This window comes from Halodesulfurarchaeum sp. (assembly GCF_036626455.1).
In the GTDB taxonomy this organism is placed as follows: Archaea; Halobacteriota; Halobacteria; order Halobacteriales; family Halobacteriaceae; genus Halodesulfurarchaeum.
Map to the genome: position 1 here is coordinate 19,870 of NZ_JAZKRK010000014.1, position 15,287 is coordinate 35,156.

Here is a 15,287-nt window from a genome sequence, read left to right on the forward strand (position 1 = left end):
CCGCTATTTCGGGGCAAACACCTTTTGTGGGTCTTCGTGAATGCCTGTGCATGCCAGGCGCCCGTTTCAGCCAGGCCGATCGTGTTGCCCTTCGGACGGTCGAACAGGAAGACGCGCCGTTTCTCAAGGCTCACGCGAACGACCCAGCGATCCGGGTTCCGCTGACCTTCACCGGCCCGACAACCCTCGCCGAGCAGGAGGAATACATCGAGGAGGACGATGACGGTGCTGCGTTTCTGGTGACGGTCGCGGGTGAGGAGACGGGGTACAACGACGAGTACGTCGTCGATTCCGAACCCCCAGTCGAACCAATCGGCTTTCTCACCCTGTTCCACGTCGACGAGGCAGCGGGCAGCGCGAATATCGCCTACTGGATCACCCCGTCAGCACAACAACAGGGCTACATGAGCGAGGCCGCGCCACTCCTCCTCGATTACGCGTTCGGGCAGCGGCGGCTCCATCGCGTGGTTGCACGGGCGCTCGAGAACAACACCGCCTCACAACAACTGCTCGAATCGCTTGGGTTCACCAGGGAAGGAACCGAGCGCGATGCCAAATTCGTCGAAGGTGACCATCGAGACGTGGCTCGCTATTCACTGCTCGCCCCTGAATGGAGGGTGAGCGATACACAATCGAGCTGATATCGGTTTGAAACGGTGGCCGTCAAAAAGTCCCAATATTGGGGAATTATGGTGTGTGAGCCCCTCACAACCCACCATAAGGTTTTTTACTCACCCCTCAGTATCGCGGGACGTTGCCGGTGATCGACATGACCACGCGCTACCCGATCCCCTCTCTGTTTGCCCCCCTCCTTCCCACCAGCTGGCGTGACGGGTCCACCGTCACTGCCACGGGGTCTCGGGAGCGTGACTGGGCGGTCATTTGCCTGGTCCAGGTCGCAGGGATTTCCCGGCGGACCTGACTCCGGCGACAATTCCGCCGCGTTCTCGTGCTCCACCTTCTGGTCACCAGTATCGCCCCCAGACAGTCCTTCGGCCCTCCATACCAATGCGACGACACGACCGACTCCATTCGCACGCACCACACGCAGACGGCCCCCGACCCGCTCCGCCCCTCCGGCGCTCGCTGGCGATGGCGGTGGCCATCCCGTTGATGGCCACGTTCCTGCTGTCCCCGGCCGGTCCGGTGTTCCTGCTGGGTTTGGCAGCCCTCTCGCTTGCCGCGATCGGGTTGTAGGCGGCTTGCTGACGAACTGTATTTTCACGTCTCCGCGACCGAAAGCAGCCGTTCGAAAGCCGAAAGAAACCGCTTGTAACCCAACTCCCGACTCAGTCCGCAGCGGCCGGCGTTTCGCTCCCCTGGTTGGTTTCAACGGCGTCCCAGACGACCTCCGCCAGGTCGACGACTTCGATGTCGTCCTGATAACCGCCGGACTTCGCGCCGTCCTCGTACATCGTCATACACATCGGACAGGAGACGATGAACTGGTCGACGTCTTGTCCGCCTGCAGTGTCCTCGAGGGCCTCTCGAATCCGCTCCTCGCCCGGTTTCTCCTCCTCGTCGGGGTCGAGCCAGAGGCCGCCGCCCCCACCACCACAACAGTAGGAGTCGGACTTGTTCCGGGGCATTTCGTCGAGTTCTGCGCCGGTGGAATTCAGCACCGCCCGGGGCGCCTCGAACTCGTCGTTGTAGCGGCCCAGGTGACACGGATCGTGGAAGGTCGCTCGGGTATCTAACTCCGTCCCGGAAAGCGGCAGCGCCCCGGTTTCGACGAGGTCCTCGACGACCTGGGTGTAATGCTCGACGTCGTCACCGCGCTCCCAGCCGAACTGGTGGTACTCGTTCGTGAAGGTGTTGTAGGCGTGGGGGTCCGTGGTGACCATGGTGTCGTAGTCGACGGACTCGAAGGTCTCGATGTTCTCCATGGCCAGCATCTCGAAGAGCCCCTCCTCGCCCACGCGACGGATGTCGTTGCCGGCGTTTTTCTCGTCCTCGTAAAGGATGCCATACGAGACGTCTGCGGCCTCGAACAGTTTGGCCAAGGCGCGGGCCACCTTCTTATTGCGTTCGTCGAAACTCGGGTAATCGCCGACGTACCAGAGGTAGTCCACGGCTTCCTCCCGGGCGTCCGGGATCTCGAAGTCTAGTTCCTCGGTCCACTCGGCACGGGTCCCTTCCGGCTCGCCGAATGAGTTGCCCTGCTGGAAGAGGGCCATCATGGCCTCTTGGACGTTCTCGTCCATCTGGCCGGATTCGGTGAGCCGCCGGTTCATCTCCGTGAACTGCGTGACGTGCTCGATCTCGACGGGACAGGCGTCCACACAGGCCATACACGTCATGCAGGACTCCATCGTCTCGGCGTCGATGACCGAGTCCTCGTCGCCCGAGATGATGGGGATTTCCTCGGTTTCGTCACCTTGGAGTTCGCGACCGTACTTCCGCAGGTCCAGAATGACATCACGCGGATCGAGCGGCCGACCTGACTGGTTGGCCGGACAGACCGAGGTACAGCGCCCACACTTCGTACAGGCGTCGTGATCGAGCAGCTGTTTCCAGCTGAAATCCTCGATGGTACTCGTCCCGATGTCCTCCGGGTCCGCGTCCTCGGGGACTCCCGGAAGCCGAACCCCAGCCTGCGGATCGCGAGCGATCACGTTTGCATAACTCGTCAGCATGTGGACCGGCTTGGCGTAGGGCACCGTCGCCACGAACCCGAGTGCGAGCAGGGCGTGGGACCACCAGAGCGGTCGATACACTGCCGCTGCAATGTCTGGGCTCAAACCCATTCCCGTGAATATCGAGGCGATCGTCCAGCCGACTACGCTCACAGTTTCGAAGTCCGGCATACCCATGCCGGCGATGCGAAGTCCCTCTTGCAGGAAGCCCCCGACACCGAGGAGGAACAGGGCCCAGACAAAGAGGTCGTCCTCTAACCGGGTGTGCTTCCCCCAGAGTCGGTCTTTGCGGGTGATGTAGCGCTGGAAGAGTGCCATCGCCATGCCGACGATGAAAACAAAGCCCATGACATCGACGACGAAGGAAAAGGAGAGGTAGAAGTCACCGTTGAAGAAATGCTCCTGCTGGAGGAGCTTCACCCAGATGTCCATCTCGAAGGCGACGATTGTCGTCGCCATCAGCAGGGTGAGAAAGCCCCAGAAGATGAAACTGTGCATCAAGCCGGCGAAGAAATCCCGATCGAACTGTTTGATATTACTCCCAACGATTCTCGTGGCCTCGACGATTCGAGCGGTGAGGTCATCCACCCGATCGAAGGGATCTTCGGACCCCTGTCGATACCGCTCGACCCGTTGATAGAGCCCGTACAGGAACAGCAGCACCGCCACGACGGTGAGGAAGTAAAACAGCAATTCCCCCGTGTGGGTGATCTGCCAGAACGCCTCCCGCGTAATGTCACTTGCCTGTGCGAGTAGCACCATACGGAATGGTCCCCACACTTCGCGCTTAAAACTTTCCAAGACCCGTGGAACGGGGCGAGTGTTGCCCCTTGTTGACGGAAAATATTACGGGAGGTGTGGTTTGTGCACACATCCCGAGCGATGGAAATCCTGGCATATGCGGGTGCGCGCAGTAGGAATACGGTCCTAATTCTCCGTCGAAACCGTCCCCACGAGTGTCCCTTGTGGAGCGCGCACGTTGACGACAAACCTATCCCGATCGTGTGCCAGGTATCAAGTATGGGCGATCGGACCGAGGAACTCCGCGAACTTTTCGAGTCCGTGACCGGAACTGAATCGGTCACCGAGCGGCAGCGACGCCCCCGGGGCTCGCTCGGATCAGATACGGATCCCAGGGAGGCCCTCGAAGCGGAGATCGAGACGATGCAATCGGCCCACCCGTTCGAGACGGCTCTCCCGCTCTCCGCATTGGCGACGGTCGTCGAACGCTTCTACGAGGGGGATTCCGATGCGGAGATCGCACATGAATTGAGCGGCCAGGGAGAGACCATTGACCCCTCGACTGTTGGGACGGCCCGCCTGGATCTGCATCTGGTCCGGGAGTCGGACCGACCCGATTCGGACGCGGGTCCGCTTCTCGAAGCGATCTCCGAGGGGACGAAATCGGTGGACACGGCCGCCAAGACCCTCGACGTGTCTGCCTCGACTGTCGAATACTGGTTGCGAGTTCGGGAAACCCAGATCGAACGCCGCCAAGTCGCAGACCGCTATCGACAGGCGTTCGAAACCATTCTTCAGGACCGTGACATCGGGGAACGGCTGACTGCGAGTCTGGAGGAAACGGGTCTCGGCGAGGCCGTCGCGGACCAGGAAGTCGACGTCGACATGTGAGGTGGGGAAAAAAGTTCCCCGGAAGCGATGGCTACTTGTCGGTCGGTGTCCTGCATTTCGTCTAACTTTAAGGGAAAAGACCGGGCCACTGGTGGCTATGCCCGACACCGTCCGACTATCCGATCTTTCGTTGGCGGCCTTCTGCCCACGGAAGCTCCACTATGCCCGGCAAACGGACCGAACGCCTCCATCCACCTACCAGGACGCGCTGGATCTGAGCCAGCGGTACGGGGACGTCTTCGGTCCCGGGCCGGCGGACCTCCCAGCGGAGAAATTAGCCGTCCACCCATCGACCTTCTGCGAGGCGCTTCGGGCGGCCCGCACCTCGCATGCGGCCTGGGAGGAACTGGTCGCTCCCGAACGGACAGACGTCTCGCTAACAGGGAAAGACGTCCATGGCGTCGTCGCGAAGGTCCTAACCGATCCCCTTACACCGTCGCTGGTGTCGCCGGGTGCGCCACCGCCAGAGGGCGTCTGGCAGCCCCAGGCAGTCAAAGCTGTGGGGGCGGCAAAGGCACTCGCCTGGGAGTGGGAAACCCCGGTCGATCGGGCGTTCGTTGAGTATCCTCGCCACGGCGTGATTCGTTCCGTGGAGTTGACCACCCGACACAAAGCCGCGTATCGCCGGACGCTGCGCTCGATTCGTTTGATGACGGCTCCGCCACAGCGAATTGATGACGACACCAAGTGTGAGACCTGCCGGTTCGCCGACCGATGTGGGGTCCGGACGCGGTCTCTCCGGTCACTGCTAACGGGTTGAGCTGCCCAGAAGCCCACAATCAGGGGTGGGCCTGGAGCCACGCCTCGATGTCAGCCACGAGCGGCCCGTCGCGGTGGATCTCCCCCCGCTCCACGTCGACAACCGTACTCCCAGTCCCGCCGGTCTCTCCCCCATCGAGTACCTCCGCTGCGGCCGCTCGGATCTCCGAATCGAGGGAGTCCGGATCGGTAACGCTGGGGCGACCACTCACGTTCGCGCTGGTCGCAGTAATGGGCTCGACAGCGTCGAGCAATGCGTGGGCCAGGTCGTGGTCTGGCACCCGGATGCCGACGCGATCCTCGCCAGCGGTTAGCGCGTCCGGCACGACCGCTCGCTTTGCCATCACGACAGTCACCGGACCGGGCAGGAATTCCGCCATGAACGCTCGCTCCCGCTCGCTCACCGAGACGTATGATAGGGCCGTCTCGGGGGTGGGAACGGCCAGCGAAATCGGCTCTGACCGGTTGCGCCCCTTCGCGTCGAAAACCCGGGTAATCGCTTCGGGGTCGAGCGCGTCCGCACCCAACCCGTAGACCGTCTCGGTCGGATAGACCACGAGGTCGCCAGCCTGGATCGCGTCGGCGGCCCGGGCAATTGGCCCTCGTGGAGTTTCGGCACGCCCCTCGCTCATGGTATGGGTGTGGATTCCGGGTGGGAATAAGGTTCGCCCTGAGAGGATCCTACAGGTCCTCGAGTGCGTCTTCAAGGGCGTCGTAGTCGGGGAACTGCGGCCAGGCATCCGCAACCCAGGTGAAGGCGACTGTCCGGTCCGGCTCGATGAGGAAGAAGGCGAGGCGCGGCTCTTCGATCCCTTCCATGCCGTCCAGGTCGTGGGTGACGCCGTACTTCGCGGCGATCTCGTTTGCCGGGTCCGAATAGAGCCCCCGGACCGATTCGATGCCCTCGTCCTCGATCGTCCGTGCGTGGTCGTAGGGGGTCGAGATCGTCAGGCCGACGACCTGGACTGCCGACTCCAGAATCGAACGGTCCGTGAGTTCGTTGTAGACGTAGGTTGTGGGGAAGGCACCGTCCATCGGGTGGAAGAAAAGTAAGATTGGTCCCTCCTCGAGCAGGTCGCTGAGTGACACGTCCTCCCAGAACTCCGTGTTCACCAGTGGGCGGGTAAAATCCGGAGCTTTTCCCCCCACCGCGACGTGATCAGTCTCCGGTAGCTCCACAACTTTGCGTCTCATTGGTCCGCCCCCCGGTTGCGGTAGGTGTTGTAGAGGTACTTCACGATCCGGCCGCTCTCGCCCATCGCCACGCCGGTGTTGTGATCGACGATGACCGGGACTTCACGGCTCCCCGTGAGGCGCTTGATGATATTCCGCTCGGAGTGCATCGCTTCGATGAACCGCGAGTGATAGGACACGCCCAAATCGTCTAGTGTTCGGACGACCCGTTCGCAAAACGGACAGCCCTGTAACCGATACAGCGTGAGGTCCACGTCGACTGACGGGGGCTCCTCGGGGACCGACTCTGTCATGTCCCAGATTCGGGGATGAATCGGGAAAACCCTGCCGAGTCCGGCCCACTCACCCGCCTTTCCCGACGAAGAAACTCTTTAGGTCACGGGCCCGGAACTCCAGGTGTTGATGGGTGTCCTTCCTACCATGACTGCTGGGCTCGGTATCGCAGCCTCGCCCACGGCCTGGACCGTGTTCGGTGTCGCCGTAATCCTGCTTCTGGTCGCGCTCTCGGGCTTTTTCTCCTCCTCCGAGATCGCGATGTTCTCCCTGGCGCGCCACCGAATTGATGCGTTATACGAGGAGGGCATTTCGAACTCGGCGGTTGTCAAGGAACTCAAGTCCGACCCCCATCGGCTGCTTGTCACGATACTGGTGGGGAACAACCTGGTCAATATTGCGATGTCCTCCATCGCGACGGCCTTGTTGGGCTACTATCTCACCCAGGGGCAGGCCGTCTTCGCGGCCACGTTCGGTATCACCGCGCTGGTCCTGCTTTTCGGCGAGATCGCACCCAAGTCATATGCGGTCGAACACACCGAATCGTGGGCGTTGCAGGTTTCTCGCCCACTCGCCTGGACCGAGCGACTGCTCTATCCGCTTGTCGTCGTCTTCGATCAGCTCTCACGGGTCGTGATCGGTTTCACTGGTGGACACGCGGCTATCGAGACCTCCTACGTGACCCGCGACGAGATCCAGAACCTCATCAAGACCGGCGAACGGGAGGGGGTCATCGAAGCCGACGAACGGGAGATGTTCCAGCGCATCTTCAGGTTCAACAACACGATCGCCAAGGAAGTGATGACCCCCCGGCTGGACGTCACGGCGGTCGACGCGGACGATTCCATCGAGACAGCCATCCAGACCTGTACCCAGAGCGGCCACGAACGGGTCCCGGTCTACGAGTCGGATCTGGACACCGTCATCGGCGTTGTCCGACTCCGCGATCTTGTCAGGGAACACCTCTACAGCGAGAACGGCGAGGCCACGCTGCGGGACCTCATCGAACCGACACTCCACGTTCCCGAATCGAAGAACGTCGACGATCTCCTCCAGGAAATGCAGGAGGAGCGGGTCGGCATGGTCATCGTCATCGACGAGTTCGGCACCACAGAGGGCCTGATCACCACGGAGGACATCATCGAGGAGATCGTCGGCGAGATCCTCGAAGGCGAGGAAGAACGACCTGTCGACCGAGTGGACGACCGAACAGTCCTGGTCCGAGGCGAAGTCAACATTGAGGAAGTCAACGGTGCACTCGACATCGAACTCCCCGAGGGCGAGGAGTTCGAGACCATCGCCGGCTTCATCTTCAACCGAGCGGGACGGCTCGTCGAGGAGGGCGAGGTCTTCACCTACGAGAACATCGAACTCCGGGCCGAAACGGTCGAAGACACGCGGATCATGAAAGCCCGGGTCACGAAACACGAAGACGAGGCAGGGCCTCCGGACGCCGAAAGGCCAGGCGTGGAAGAACTCTAGCTACAGAAACAGGGAGACGAGTCGGAAGCCCGCGTAGCCGACGACAATCGCGAAGATGAGCGATCCAACCCACGCGAGCACCGTGTATCCCATTTTGGACGCACTCACCCCCTCCCAGCCTTCGACGGCAAGTCCGCTGCCCATGATCGCGCTAACGACGATCTCGTTGAAGGAGACGGGAACGCCCAGAAACACTGCGAGTTGGGCCAGCACGAAGGCAGGAATGAGTGCCGAAATCGACCGCCTGGGGCCAAGCGAACTGTAGTCCTGCGCAATGGCCTTGATCATCCGCGTCGCTCCAGTCCAGGAGCCCACGAGTAGGCCGATACCCCCTCCAAGAAGGATCATCTGTAGGGGCACGGTCTCCCCCACGAGCGGAATCAACGGCCCCACGGCGAGGCCGACCTGGCTCCCCCCAGCCGAGAAGGCAACGAGCCCACCCATGGCGACCAGAAAGTGACGCATACCCGCCACGGGGTCCTGGCCGAGGTCCCACCAGAGAAGAACTGCGACAGCGACCCCCAGCGCAAGTGATGCGACCACGATGGCTGCTGTCGCTGGCCCTCCTGCCGCCTCGGCAGCCACCTGCGCGATCGAGCGCGCGGATTCCTCTCCGAGCACGTCGAATCGGATGTTCGCCACGATGATCCCCACCAACCCGCCGAGCAGGGGCACGAGGATCTGCTCGCGCTCGAATGCCAGGAACGCCTTCGCCGTTGCGAACGCCACACCGCCACCGACGAACGGGACGGCGACCCAGAGCGCGACGATCTCCTGATAGCCCGCCCACGCCGGGTCACCACCCAGGGCGAGCCCCACACCGACGACCGCGCCGGTCACAGTAAACGCGGTGGCAATTGGATAGCCAGCGAAGACGCCGACGGCGACGAGGGTTGCCCCGATGCCCAAAACCGTCACGACCGCGACGGGAGTCAACGTCACCCCCTGGATCAGGCCCGTGCCGACCGTTTTGGAAACGTTCGCCCCCTGCATCACCGCTCCCGCGAAGCCGAGAAGCCCGACGAGAAACCCCGCCCGCATGACCGAAATCGCGTTGGCCCCGACAGCGGGGGCAAACGGTGTCGAGCCGCTGGAGCCGGCGCCGATCGCCCACGCCATGAAGAGGCTGGCAAGCGACGCGACGAGTAACGTCGCGAGAGCGCCGACACTCATCACATTCGGATGAACGGGGCCCCGTTAAGTGCTTGCCGGGTTGGTGTTTTGCGGGTGGGAGTCAATTTGTCTGCGAATCCGGGGCCGCGTCGTCTGGGGAGTCCGTTCCGTCCGGTGCCTCGACACCCTCGACGGCCTCGACCGTCTCCACGTCTTTTTCGGTATCGACGTGCCACCGCTGAAAATCCTCGAAGGTGCGGAGGTAGTCGGTCACCTCTTCTTTCAGGGTCTCGTCGTTGACGTTGACCTCGAAGACGAACTCGTCTTGGGACCGGAGCCGCTGGATATTCGCGCTGATCAATTCGTTATCGAAGTAGTACGGTGCGACCTGGGTCATGACCCGCTGGTAGACGGTGTTTTCCAGCTTTCGCAGGACCTTTCGGCTTGCCGTATCCGCCGCCCGGGCGACGTAATCGATCGTGTCCTGCCACTTCTCGACGGCCCCATCCCGGTCGTTCTCCTCGATGTGCTCGTAGGATTCGGTCAGGCGTTCCCCGGCGGACTGCAGGTCTTCGTCGGCCGATTTACCCTCGGCTTCACCTTTTCCCTCACCGACGCTGGCCTGATCTGCGGTTTTCTCCGAGACGTCGGACTCGATCTGTTCGTGCATTTTGGGTCGCCACTCGACCCAGTCCTCGAAGGCTTCGGGGTACGACTCTGTCGTCGAGGCCTCCCGAAGGGCCGTGGTGATGCGCTCGCCGTGCTCAACGACGTCACCCCAGGTTCCCCGCGTTTTGAAACCCGAGATGCTCTCTTCCATTAGTATGCACTCCGTTCCGCACCGTAAACACCTTTTCCCTGCCGGGCGCGGACCGATACCGATAACCGCTCGGTGTGAGTGAACCCGCACATGCCAATTCGGGACCAAGAGCACGGCGCACTGATCTCCCACGCGTTTGCGACTACCACCCTCTCGACGCTGCGGGACGCCGAGACAGCGCAGATCGGCTTCCGCAAGGGCCTCGTCCAGCTCGGGCGGATCTGTGGCTACGAGATCATCGACGGCGCGATGGAGACCGAGTACGTCGAAATCGAGACCCCACTCACCGAGACGATGGGCGAACGGGTCAGTGGGTTCGAGGACGTCGTGATCATCAACGTCCTCCGAGCGGCGACTCCTTTCGTGGAGGGGTTACTCAAAGCCTTCCCCGCGGCCCGCCAGGGTGTCATCAGCGCAGGCCGGGACGAGGGGGCTGGGATGGACGAGGACGGGATCTTCCCGATCGACATCGACTACGTGAAACTCCCCCAGATAACCGCCGAAGACACCGTTATCATTGCGGATCCGATGCTTGCGACGGGCTCGACTGCCACGACAGTGTTGGAACGGGTCTCCCAGGACGCACCGGCTGAGGCTGATACCATCCTGCTGTCCGCCGTGAGTGCCCCGGAGGGTATTATTCGGGTCGAGGACCGCTTCCCGGAGGTCGAGGTGCTCACAGTTTCGGTGGATGACCATCTCGACGAGGATGGATTCATCGTTCCCGGTCTCGGAGATGCCGGTGACCGAGCCTTCGGCACCACCAACGCGGAGTGACCAAATTATATACCGATTGGAGACGGGACTTCGACCATGAGCGATGCCGATAGCTGTGACGCTTGCGGGGAGGCGGTCTCCGACGCGCTGGCCCGCACCATTCGTCTGACCGTCGACCGCTCCCAGATCGACGCCCAGCGACTGTGTCCCGAGTGTTTCGCTGAATGGATCGCCCGGTACGAGACCGAAATGCAAAACCGGCCCGAGCCGACGGTCGTCGAGGATGGCGACGATGAACTCATCGTCGATTGATCAGGTGTCGGCCTCGATCTCGGCCCGCCCGCTCGTCGCGCTTCTAATCCGGTCTTTGAGCGACGCGGCGTCCCCGACAGGCACCGTCACCGTGAAGCTGACCCGTTCCTGATAGTCCCCCTCGAAGTCCACACCCTCGGATTCGAGGATGCCACGGACCGTTCCGGAATCGTCGTAGGCCACCTCGATACCGAAGGTCTTCTCGGGCCGGGCCTCGGTGACTCCGGCGTCCTCGACGGCTTCTTTCACGCCGCGGCTGAAGGCCCGGGCCAGCCCCCCGATTCCGAGATTGGTCCCCCCGTAGTACCGGGCCACGACCGCCACTACGTTTTCGAGGTCCTGCTGGACCAGCACGTTCAGCGACGGTTTTCCTGCCGAGCCCGTCGGCTCATAGTGGTCGTCCTGGTACTCGCGGAGGATGTAGCCCGACCCCGAATCAACCCGAACCCGATAGGCCGGAATGACCGTCGCGCCGGAGAACTCCCCGCGAACCGAGTTGATGTAGTCCTCGGCGGCGGCCTTGCTTCGAGCCGGCGCGACATGACCGGTGAACTCCGACCCTCGAATCTCGAAATAGGAGCCCCCCTCGCCGGCGACCGTGAGGTACGGCTCGGGTTCCCCATCGGGGTCGGTCATTATCACGATTCGTGGGCTGAGCGCCTTCGGGATTGTGGTTCGCCCACGAACTTTCGGGCTGTGCGGTCTTGCTCTGGCCCCGTCAGTGGATCTCGATCGAACGCACGATATCGAGATTCGAGAGTTCCGTGAGCAGGTCGCCAGGAACTTGCTGCTCAGTGATGATGTGGAGGCGGGGTTCGTCGGTAAACTCGGGGTCCTCGCTCACCGCCTGCCGGATCGTAATGTCCCGTTTAGCCAGGCGGTCCGTGATTTCGGCGATGATGCCGGATTCCCCGGCGCTGCGGACCGCGACCGTGAGCACGGTCAAATCCAAAAGCGGCGCGAGGTCCATCAGGCTCGGAATCTGGGAGATGTTGCGGAAGATCCGTTCCAGTTCGGGATCAGCAAGAATGGCATCGGTGGTTGTGTCGACGACCCGACGATCGACGCCCGCCTCGGCCGCAACCTGGGTATTCGGGATCTCGATCGACCCCGAGACTACCCGACCGTCCTCGCTGACGGAGAAGCCGCGTTCGAGCAGGAGCTTGACCACTGCCTGCTGGCCCGGACTGCCCTCGAACTTCTCCATGATCGATTCGAACATCGATTATCGGAGGTAGCGGTTTCGACCCATCTACAGTGTCCCTTTGGTACTTGGCGCCCCACCGCGGCGGTCGTCCAGGCGCGTCGCGTCGTCAAGTGCGATTCCCAAGGCTTTGAACAGCGCTTCCACCTCGTGGTGGGCGTTGGTCCCTTCGAAGGCGACCTGGAGTGTCAGCCCCGCGTTCTCGGCCAGCGATCGGGCGAAGTGAGTCGCGAGTACGCTGGTGAACTCCCCCACCCGCTCCTGTGAGAACGTCCCCTCAGCGTCGAAATAGGGACGGCCACTGATGTCGAGGACCACTGTGGCTTGTGACTCGTCCATCGGGACGGTCCGGTCGGCGAATCGACGGATTGCGCGCCGCTCACCGAGCGCTTCGTCGATGGCCGCTCCCAGCACGATCCCGACGTCCTCGACGGTGTGGTGCTCGTCGATTTCGAGATCACCGTCACACTGGACGGTCAGATCGAGATAGCCGTGTCTCGCGAACGCGCTCAACATGTGGTCGAAAAAGCCGATCCCGGTATCGACGGTCGCCTCGCCCGCCCCATCGAGATCAATCGTGACCGAGATCTCCGTCTCGGCGGTCTCCCTGGTTCGGGCCGCCTGCCGTTCGCTCATGACTCAACCCAGCCGGGGGACCCATATGACCGTTGTGCTCGGCTGGGCCATTTGACCCGGCTTCTGGCCGCTTTGGCCCTACTCGACGGCGTGTTTGGCTGCCTCGAGCGTGAAGGCACCCTCGTAGAGGGCCGTCCCAACCACAACCGCTGTTGCACCGACGTCCTTGAGCGCGGCGATATCCTCGATACTGGCCACGCCGCCACTGGCGATCACCGGAATGTCGACGGCCTCGACGATCTCCTCGACGGTGCCGGTTCGAACCCCTGCTTTTTGCCCCTCGACATCGACATCGGTGAAGAGGATTCCGGCCGCCCCCAGGTCCTCGTAGCGCCCGGCAGCCGCTGCTGGATCGAGGCCGGTTCCCTCGGTCCAGCCCGAAACGACGACTTCACCGCCTTTCGCGTCGAGGCTGACCAGCAGGCCGTCCGGATTTGTGGCGCTCACCCGCTCGACCAGTTCGGGTTCCTCAAGGGCTGCAGTCCCGAGGATTACCCGGTCGACGCCTGTATCGAGCAACTCGAGCGCGTCCTCGTCCGTTCTGATCCCGCCCCCGAGCTGGACGGGAACGTCGACCGCGTCGAGAATCGCGTCGATCGCATCGGCGTTTCCCCGCTCGCCCTCGAACGCACCGTCCAGATCGACGAGGTGGAGCGTTTCGGCACCAGCGTCGACCCATCGGGTTGCGGCTGTGACGGGGTCGCCATAGCCTGTCTCGGTCCCACGCTCGCCCTGCACGAGTTGGACTACCTCGCCGTCTTTGAGATCCACCGCGGGGATGACTTCAAAAGCATCCTTGGTCATATGTCCGTTTCCATGGCGGTAGCCTTTAACTCGCCGACTTCACCGGTTGGAAAACTGCCTGACCGGCCTTTCCACGGTTCCGCTCGGAGGCCCACGAGCCGGCGAAATACCCCAGAAGGAAAACTACTTTGGCCTCTGCCTGAGAAAGGTGTCAATGATGCCCACAGTAGAATACATCAACTACGAGGTACTCGACGACCAGGGCTGGGACTTGGAGGACGATGGTCTCTTCGAGAAGGCCGAGAGTGCGGGACTGGACGACCAGGACTACGGCACGCTTGACGTTGGAGAGGGAGAGTATATTCTCGAGGCCGCCGAGGCCGCGGGATACGACTGGCCGTTTTCCTGTCGGGCCGGTGCCTGTGCGAACTGCGCTGGTATCGTCAAAGAGGGCGACATCGAGATGGACATGCAGCAGATCCTCTCGGACGAGGAAATCGAGGACGAGAACGTCCGCCTGACCTGTATCGGCTCGCCGGCGGCCGACGATGTTAAAGTCGTCTACAACGCGAAGCACCTGGACTTCCTCCAGGACCGTGTGATCTGATCGGGGCGGCGCTCTTCCAATCGATTTGTCGGACCTGTCAAACACATTTTCGAGCAGCCATGGGCCCAGCAGATGCGCCGGCCAACGGTAACATATAGGTAGCGCGGATCCGGCTGCCAACGACAACACCTAAATCGGGACCGGGTGAGAAGAAAAGTCGTGGACGCGACGCTACCGGATCTCCTGCGACTGCTCGCGGTACCGGTCCTCGGGTGGGCCGCTTATAGCGACATCAAAACCCGGCGGGTTCCGAACCGCACCTGGTATCCGCTCATCGCACTCGGCATAGTGCTGCTCATCTGGGACGCACTCGCGCTTGGCTTTGAAGGCCCGCGCTTCAACCGCTTTCTCCTCCAAACCATCATCGGGGTCGGCGTCGTGAGCGCGCTCGCGATGGGCTTTTGGTTCATCGGGAGTTTCGGTGGGGCCGACGCGAAAGCGTTTCTCACCATCGCCGTCCTCTTCCCGACCTATCCAGTGTACGAGTTCTTCGGGCTCACCGTGCCCGCCGTGGTCACCGACATTGGCATCTTCTCCCTGACCATCCTGACGAACGCCGTCCTGGTCGGAGCCGCGTACCCCCTGGCACTGGCAGTGGCAAACGCCCGATCAGGAAAACTCTCACTGCTTGCGTTTATCGCTAGACGGGTGTCAGTCTCGAGTCTCCTCGAGCGTCACGGGACCCTCCTTGACACCGACGGTTCGTTCACTCACTCCGGGCTGGACCTCGACGCCCTGCGGATGTACCTCAGATGGCGACGGATCGATTTGGAGACGCTCCGCTCGTCGCCTGGCCTCGTTGATCCGGCGACGCTTCCCGAGGACCCAGGGGCACCGACCGACGGAGCGGTCGCCGCGGGACCCGATTCACAGGTTACCGGCTCCCAACCTGTCGATGCGGCGCCAGAAACCCGTGACGGCCCAATCGACGACCCCTGGGGGGCCGAGGCCTTCCTTGATAATATTGAGACGAGCGCGTATGGCACCGCCCCTGAAGACCTCCGAGCCGGCATCGATCGGATCGTCGAAACTGAAAGGGTCTGGGTCTCGCCAGGCATTCCGTTCATTGTGCCGACGTTCTTCGGGCTCCTTCTGGCGCTGACTGCGGGGGATGTCCTGTTTCTCGTGCTGGAGGTTCTCGGCATCGTGGGATAATAT

Annotated in this window: 19 protein-coding genes; 9 read left to right on the forward strand and 10 right to left on the reverse strand. The window is 62.4% G+C overall.

Annotated elements, in window-relative coordinates; genetic code table 11:
* The first annotated feature begins 50 nt into the window (after positions 1 to 50).
* Positions 51 to 641 (forward strand): GNAT family N-acetyltransferase, encoded by a 591-nt coding sequence (locus V5A26_RS05975; protein ID WP_332320566.1) that lies wholly within the window; start codon positions 51 to 53, stop codon positions 639 to 641.
* Positions 642 to 1,008: 367 nt separating this feature from the next.
* A complete protein-coding gene (locus tag V5A26_RS05980; RefSeq protein ID WP_332320565.1) occupies positions 1,009 to 1,197 on the forward strand; it encodes a hypothetical protein in 189 nt (62 codons plus the stop codon).
* A 92-nt stretch (positions 1,198 to 1,289) separates the two neighbouring features.
* On the opposite strand, the gene V5A26_RS05985 is transcribed toward V5A26_RS05980, so the two are convergent.
* The gene (locus V5A26_RS05985; protein ID WP_332320564.1) at positions 1,290 to 3,398 is read right to left on the reverse strand and encodes a 4Fe-4S dicluster domain-containing protein; all 2,109 of its coding nucleotides are present in this window, start codon (positions 3,396 to 3,398) and stop codon (positions 1,290 to 1,292) included.
* A gap of 258 nt (positions 3,399 to 3,656) precedes the next feature.
* On the opposite strand from V5A26_RS05985, the gene V5A26_RS05990 reads away from it, so the two are divergent.
* Positions 3,657 to 4,268, forward strand: coding sequence for a conditioned medium-induced protein 4 (locus V5A26_RS05990; protein WP_332320563.1), 612 nt, complete (start codon positions 3,657 to 3,659; stop codon positions 4,266 to 4,268).
* A 97-nt stretch (positions 4,269 to 4,365) separates the two neighbouring features.
* On the forward strand, positions 4,366 to 5,028 hold the full coding sequence (locus tag V5A26_RS05995) for a CRISPR-associated protein Cas4 (protein WP_332322268.1): 663 nt from the start codon (positions 4,366 to 4,368) through the stop codon (positions 5,026 to 5,028).
* A 19-nt stretch (positions 5,029 to 5,047) separates the two neighbouring features.
* On the opposite strand, the gene V5A26_RS06000 is transcribed toward V5A26_RS05995, so the two are convergent.
* From V5A26_RS06000 to V5A26_RS06010, 3 genes are read right to left on the reverse strand one after another with little or no spacing between them, the layout of a single operon-like run.
* Positions 5,048 to 5,659 (reverse strand): L-threonylcarbamoyladenylate synthase, encoded by a 612-nt coding sequence (locus tag V5A26_RS06000; protein ID WP_332322269.1) that lies wholly within the window; start codon positions 5,657 to 5,659, stop codon positions 5,048 to 5,050.
* Between the two features lie 49 nt (positions 5,660 to 5,708).
* A complete protein-coding gene (locus tag V5A26_RS06005) occupies positions 5,709 to 6,221 on the reverse strand; it encodes a redoxin domain-containing protein (protein ID WP_332320560.1) in 513 nt (170 codons plus the stop codon).
* Complete coding sequence (locus V5A26_RS06010) at positions 6,218 to 6,514, reverse strand: glutathione S-transferase N-terminal domain-containing protein (RefSeq protein ID WP_332320559.1); 297 nt, start codon at positions 6,512 to 6,514, stop codon at positions 6,218 to 6,220. Before V5A26_RS06010 ends, V5A26_RS06005 begins: the two co-directional genes overlap by 4 nt.
* A gap of 109 nt (positions 6,515 to 6,623) precedes the next feature.
* On the opposite strand from V5A26_RS06010, the gene V5A26_RS06015 reads away from it, so the two are divergent.
* Positions 6,624 to 7,976, forward strand: coding sequence for a hemolysin family protein (locus tag V5A26_RS06015; RefSeq protein WP_442908735.1), 1,353 nt, complete (start codon positions 6,624 to 6,626; stop codon positions 7,974 to 7,976).
* Here V5A26_RS06015 and V5A26_RS06020 read toward each other — a convergent pair whose 3' ends face one another.
* Positions 7,977 to 9,152: an inorganic phosphate transporter gene (locus V5A26_RS06020; RefSeq protein ID WP_332320558.1), complete on the reverse strand. Its 1,176-nt coding sequence runs from the start codon at positions 9,150 to 9,152 to the stop codon at positions 7,977 to 7,979.
* A 58-nt stretch (positions 9,153 to 9,210) separates the two neighbouring features.
* Positions 9,211 to 9,909, reverse strand: a complete 699-nt coding sequence (locus tag V5A26_RS06025) for a DUF5828 family protein (RefSeq protein WP_332320557.1) — start codon at positions 9,907 to 9,909, stop codon at positions 9,211 to 9,213.
* Positions 9,910 to 9,999: 90 nt separating this feature from the next.
* Between V5A26_RS06025 and upp the strand changes: the two genes are divergently transcribed.
* Positions 10,000 to 10,686: a uracil phosphoribosyltransferase gene (gene upp, locus V5A26_RS06030; RefSeq protein ID WP_332320556.1), complete on the forward strand. Its 687-nt coding sequence runs from the start codon at positions 10,000 to 10,002 to the stop codon at positions 10,684 to 10,686.
* A 36-nt stretch (positions 10,687 to 10,722) separates the two neighbouring features.
* Positions 10,723 to 10,938, forward strand: coding sequence for a DUF7569 family protein (locus tag V5A26_RS06035; RefSeq protein WP_332320555.1), 216 nt, complete (start codon positions 10,723 to 10,725; stop codon positions 10,936 to 10,938).
* Here the strand turns inward: V5A26_RS06035 and V5A26_RS06040 are convergent, their stop codons facing one another.
* From V5A26_RS06040 to hisA, 4 genes are all read right to left on the reverse strand, one after another.
* On the reverse strand, positions 10,939 to 11,574 hold the full coding sequence (locus V5A26_RS06040) for an IMPACT family protein (protein WP_332320554.1): 636 nt from the start codon (positions 11,572 to 11,574) through the stop codon (positions 10,939 to 10,941).
* Between the two features lie 82 nt (positions 11,575 to 11,656).
* Positions 11,657 to 12,160 (reverse strand): amino acid-binding protein, encoded by a 504-nt coding sequence (locus tag V5A26_RS06045; RefSeq protein ID WP_332320553.1) that lies wholly within the window; start codon positions 12,158 to 12,160, stop codon positions 11,657 to 11,659.
* A 30-nt stretch (positions 12,161 to 12,190) separates the two neighbouring features.
* Positions 12,191 to 12,778 carry an imidazoleglycerol-phosphate dehydratase HisB gene (gene hisB, locus V5A26_RS06050; protein WP_332322270.1) on the reverse strand — a complete coding sequence of 196 codons (588 nt, stop codon included), beginning with the start codon at positions 12,776 to 12,778 and terminating at the stop codon, positions 12,191 to 12,193.
* A gap of 78 nt (positions 12,779 to 12,856) precedes the next feature.
* Positions 12,857 to 13,582, reverse strand: a complete 726-nt coding sequence (gene hisA / locus V5A26_RS06055; protein ID WP_332320551.1) for a 1-(5-phosphoribosyl)-5-[(5-phosphoribosylamino)methylideneamino]imidazole-4-carboxamide isomerase — start codon at positions 13,580 to 13,582, stop codon at positions 12,857 to 12,859.
* 157 nt (positions 13,583 to 13,739) lie between these two features.
* Between hisA and fer the strand changes: the two genes are divergently transcribed.
* Positions 13,740 to 14,129, forward strand: a complete 390-nt coding sequence (fer, locus tag V5A26_RS06060) for a ferredoxin Fer (RefSeq protein WP_332320550.1) — start codon at positions 13,740 to 13,742, stop codon at positions 14,127 to 14,129.
* Between the two features lie 159 nt (positions 14,130 to 14,288).
* The gene (locus tag V5A26_RS06065; protein ID WP_332320549.1) at positions 14,289 to 15,284 is read left to right on the forward strand and encodes an A24 family peptidase; all 996 of its coding nucleotides are present in this window, start codon (positions 14,289 to 14,291) and stop codon (positions 15,282 to 15,284) included.
* The last annotated feature ends 3 nt before the right edge of the window (positions 15,285 to 15,287 follow it).

What these genes read in the sequence shown, in the direction of transcription:
- V5A26_RS05975 (WP_332320566.1), top strand. Translation starts at nt 51, where the DNA reads ATGCCAGGCGCCCGTTTCAGCCAGGCCGATCGTGTTGCCCTTCGGACG.
- V5A26_RS05980 (WP_332320565.1), top strand. Translation starts at nt 1,009, where the DNA reads ATGCGACGACACGACCGACTCCATTCGCACGCACCACACGCAGACGGC.
- V5A26_RS05985 (WP_332320564.1), bottom strand. Translation starts at nt 3,398, where the DNA reads ATGGTGCTACTCGCACAGGCAAGTGACATTACGCGGGAGGCGTTCTGG.
- V5A26_RS05990 (WP_332320563.1), top strand. Translation starts at nt 3,657, where the DNA reads ATGGGCGATCGGACCGAGGAACTCCGCGAACTTTTCGAGTCCGTGACC.
- V5A26_RS05995 (WP_332322268.1), top strand. Translation starts at nt 4,366, where the DNA reads ATGCCCGACACCGTCCGACTATCCGATCTTTCGTTGGCGGCCTTCTGC.
- V5A26_RS06000 (WP_332322269.1), bottom strand. Translation starts at nt 5,659, where the DNA reads ATGAGCGAGGGGCGTGCCGAAACTCCACGAGGGCCAATTGCCCGGGCC.
- V5A26_RS06005 (WP_332320560.1), bottom strand. Translation starts at nt 6,221, where the DNA reads ATGAGACGCAAAGTTGTGGAGCTACCGGAGACTGATCACGTCGCGGTG.
- V5A26_RS06010 (WP_332320559.1), bottom strand. Translation starts at nt 6,514, where the DNA reads ATGACAGAGTCGGTCCCCGAGGAGCCCCCGTCAGTCGACGTGGACCTC.
- V5A26_RS06015 (WP_442908735.1), top strand. Translation starts at nt 6,624, where the DNA reads ATGGGTGTCCTTCCTACCATGACTGCTGGGCTCGGTATCGCAGCCTCG.
- V5A26_RS06025 (WP_332320557.1), bottom strand. Translation starts at nt 9,909, where the DNA reads ATGGAAGAGAGCATCTCGGGTTTCAAAACGCGGGGAACCTGGGGTGAC.
- upp (WP_332320556.1), top strand. Translation starts at nt 10,000, where the DNA reads ATGCCAATTCGGGACCAAGAGCACGGCGCACTGATCTCCCACGCGTTT.
- V5A26_RS06035 (WP_332320555.1), top strand. Translation starts at nt 10,723, where the DNA reads ATGAGCGATGCCGATAGCTGTGACGCTTGCGGGGAGGCGGTCTCCGAC.
- V5A26_RS06040 (WP_332320554.1), bottom strand. Translation starts at nt 11,574, where the DNA reads ATGACCGACCCCGATGGGGAACCCGAGCCGTACCTCACGGTCGCCGGC.
- V5A26_RS06045 (WP_332320553.1), bottom strand. Translation starts at nt 12,160, where the DNA reads ATGTTCGAATCGATCATGGAGAAGTTCGAGGGCAGTCCGGGCCAGCAG.
- hisB (WP_332322270.1), bottom strand. Translation starts at nt 12,778, where the DNA reads ATGAGCGAACGGCAGGCGGCCCGAACCAGGGAGACCGCCGAGACGGAG.
- hisA (WP_332320551.1), bottom strand. Translation starts at nt 13,582, where the DNA reads ATGACCAAGGATGCTTTTGAAGTCATCCCCGCGGTGGATCTCAAAGAC.
- fer (WP_332320550.1), top strand. Translation starts at nt 13,740, where the DNA reads ATGCCCACAGTAGAATACATCAACTACGAGGTACTCGACGACCAGGGC.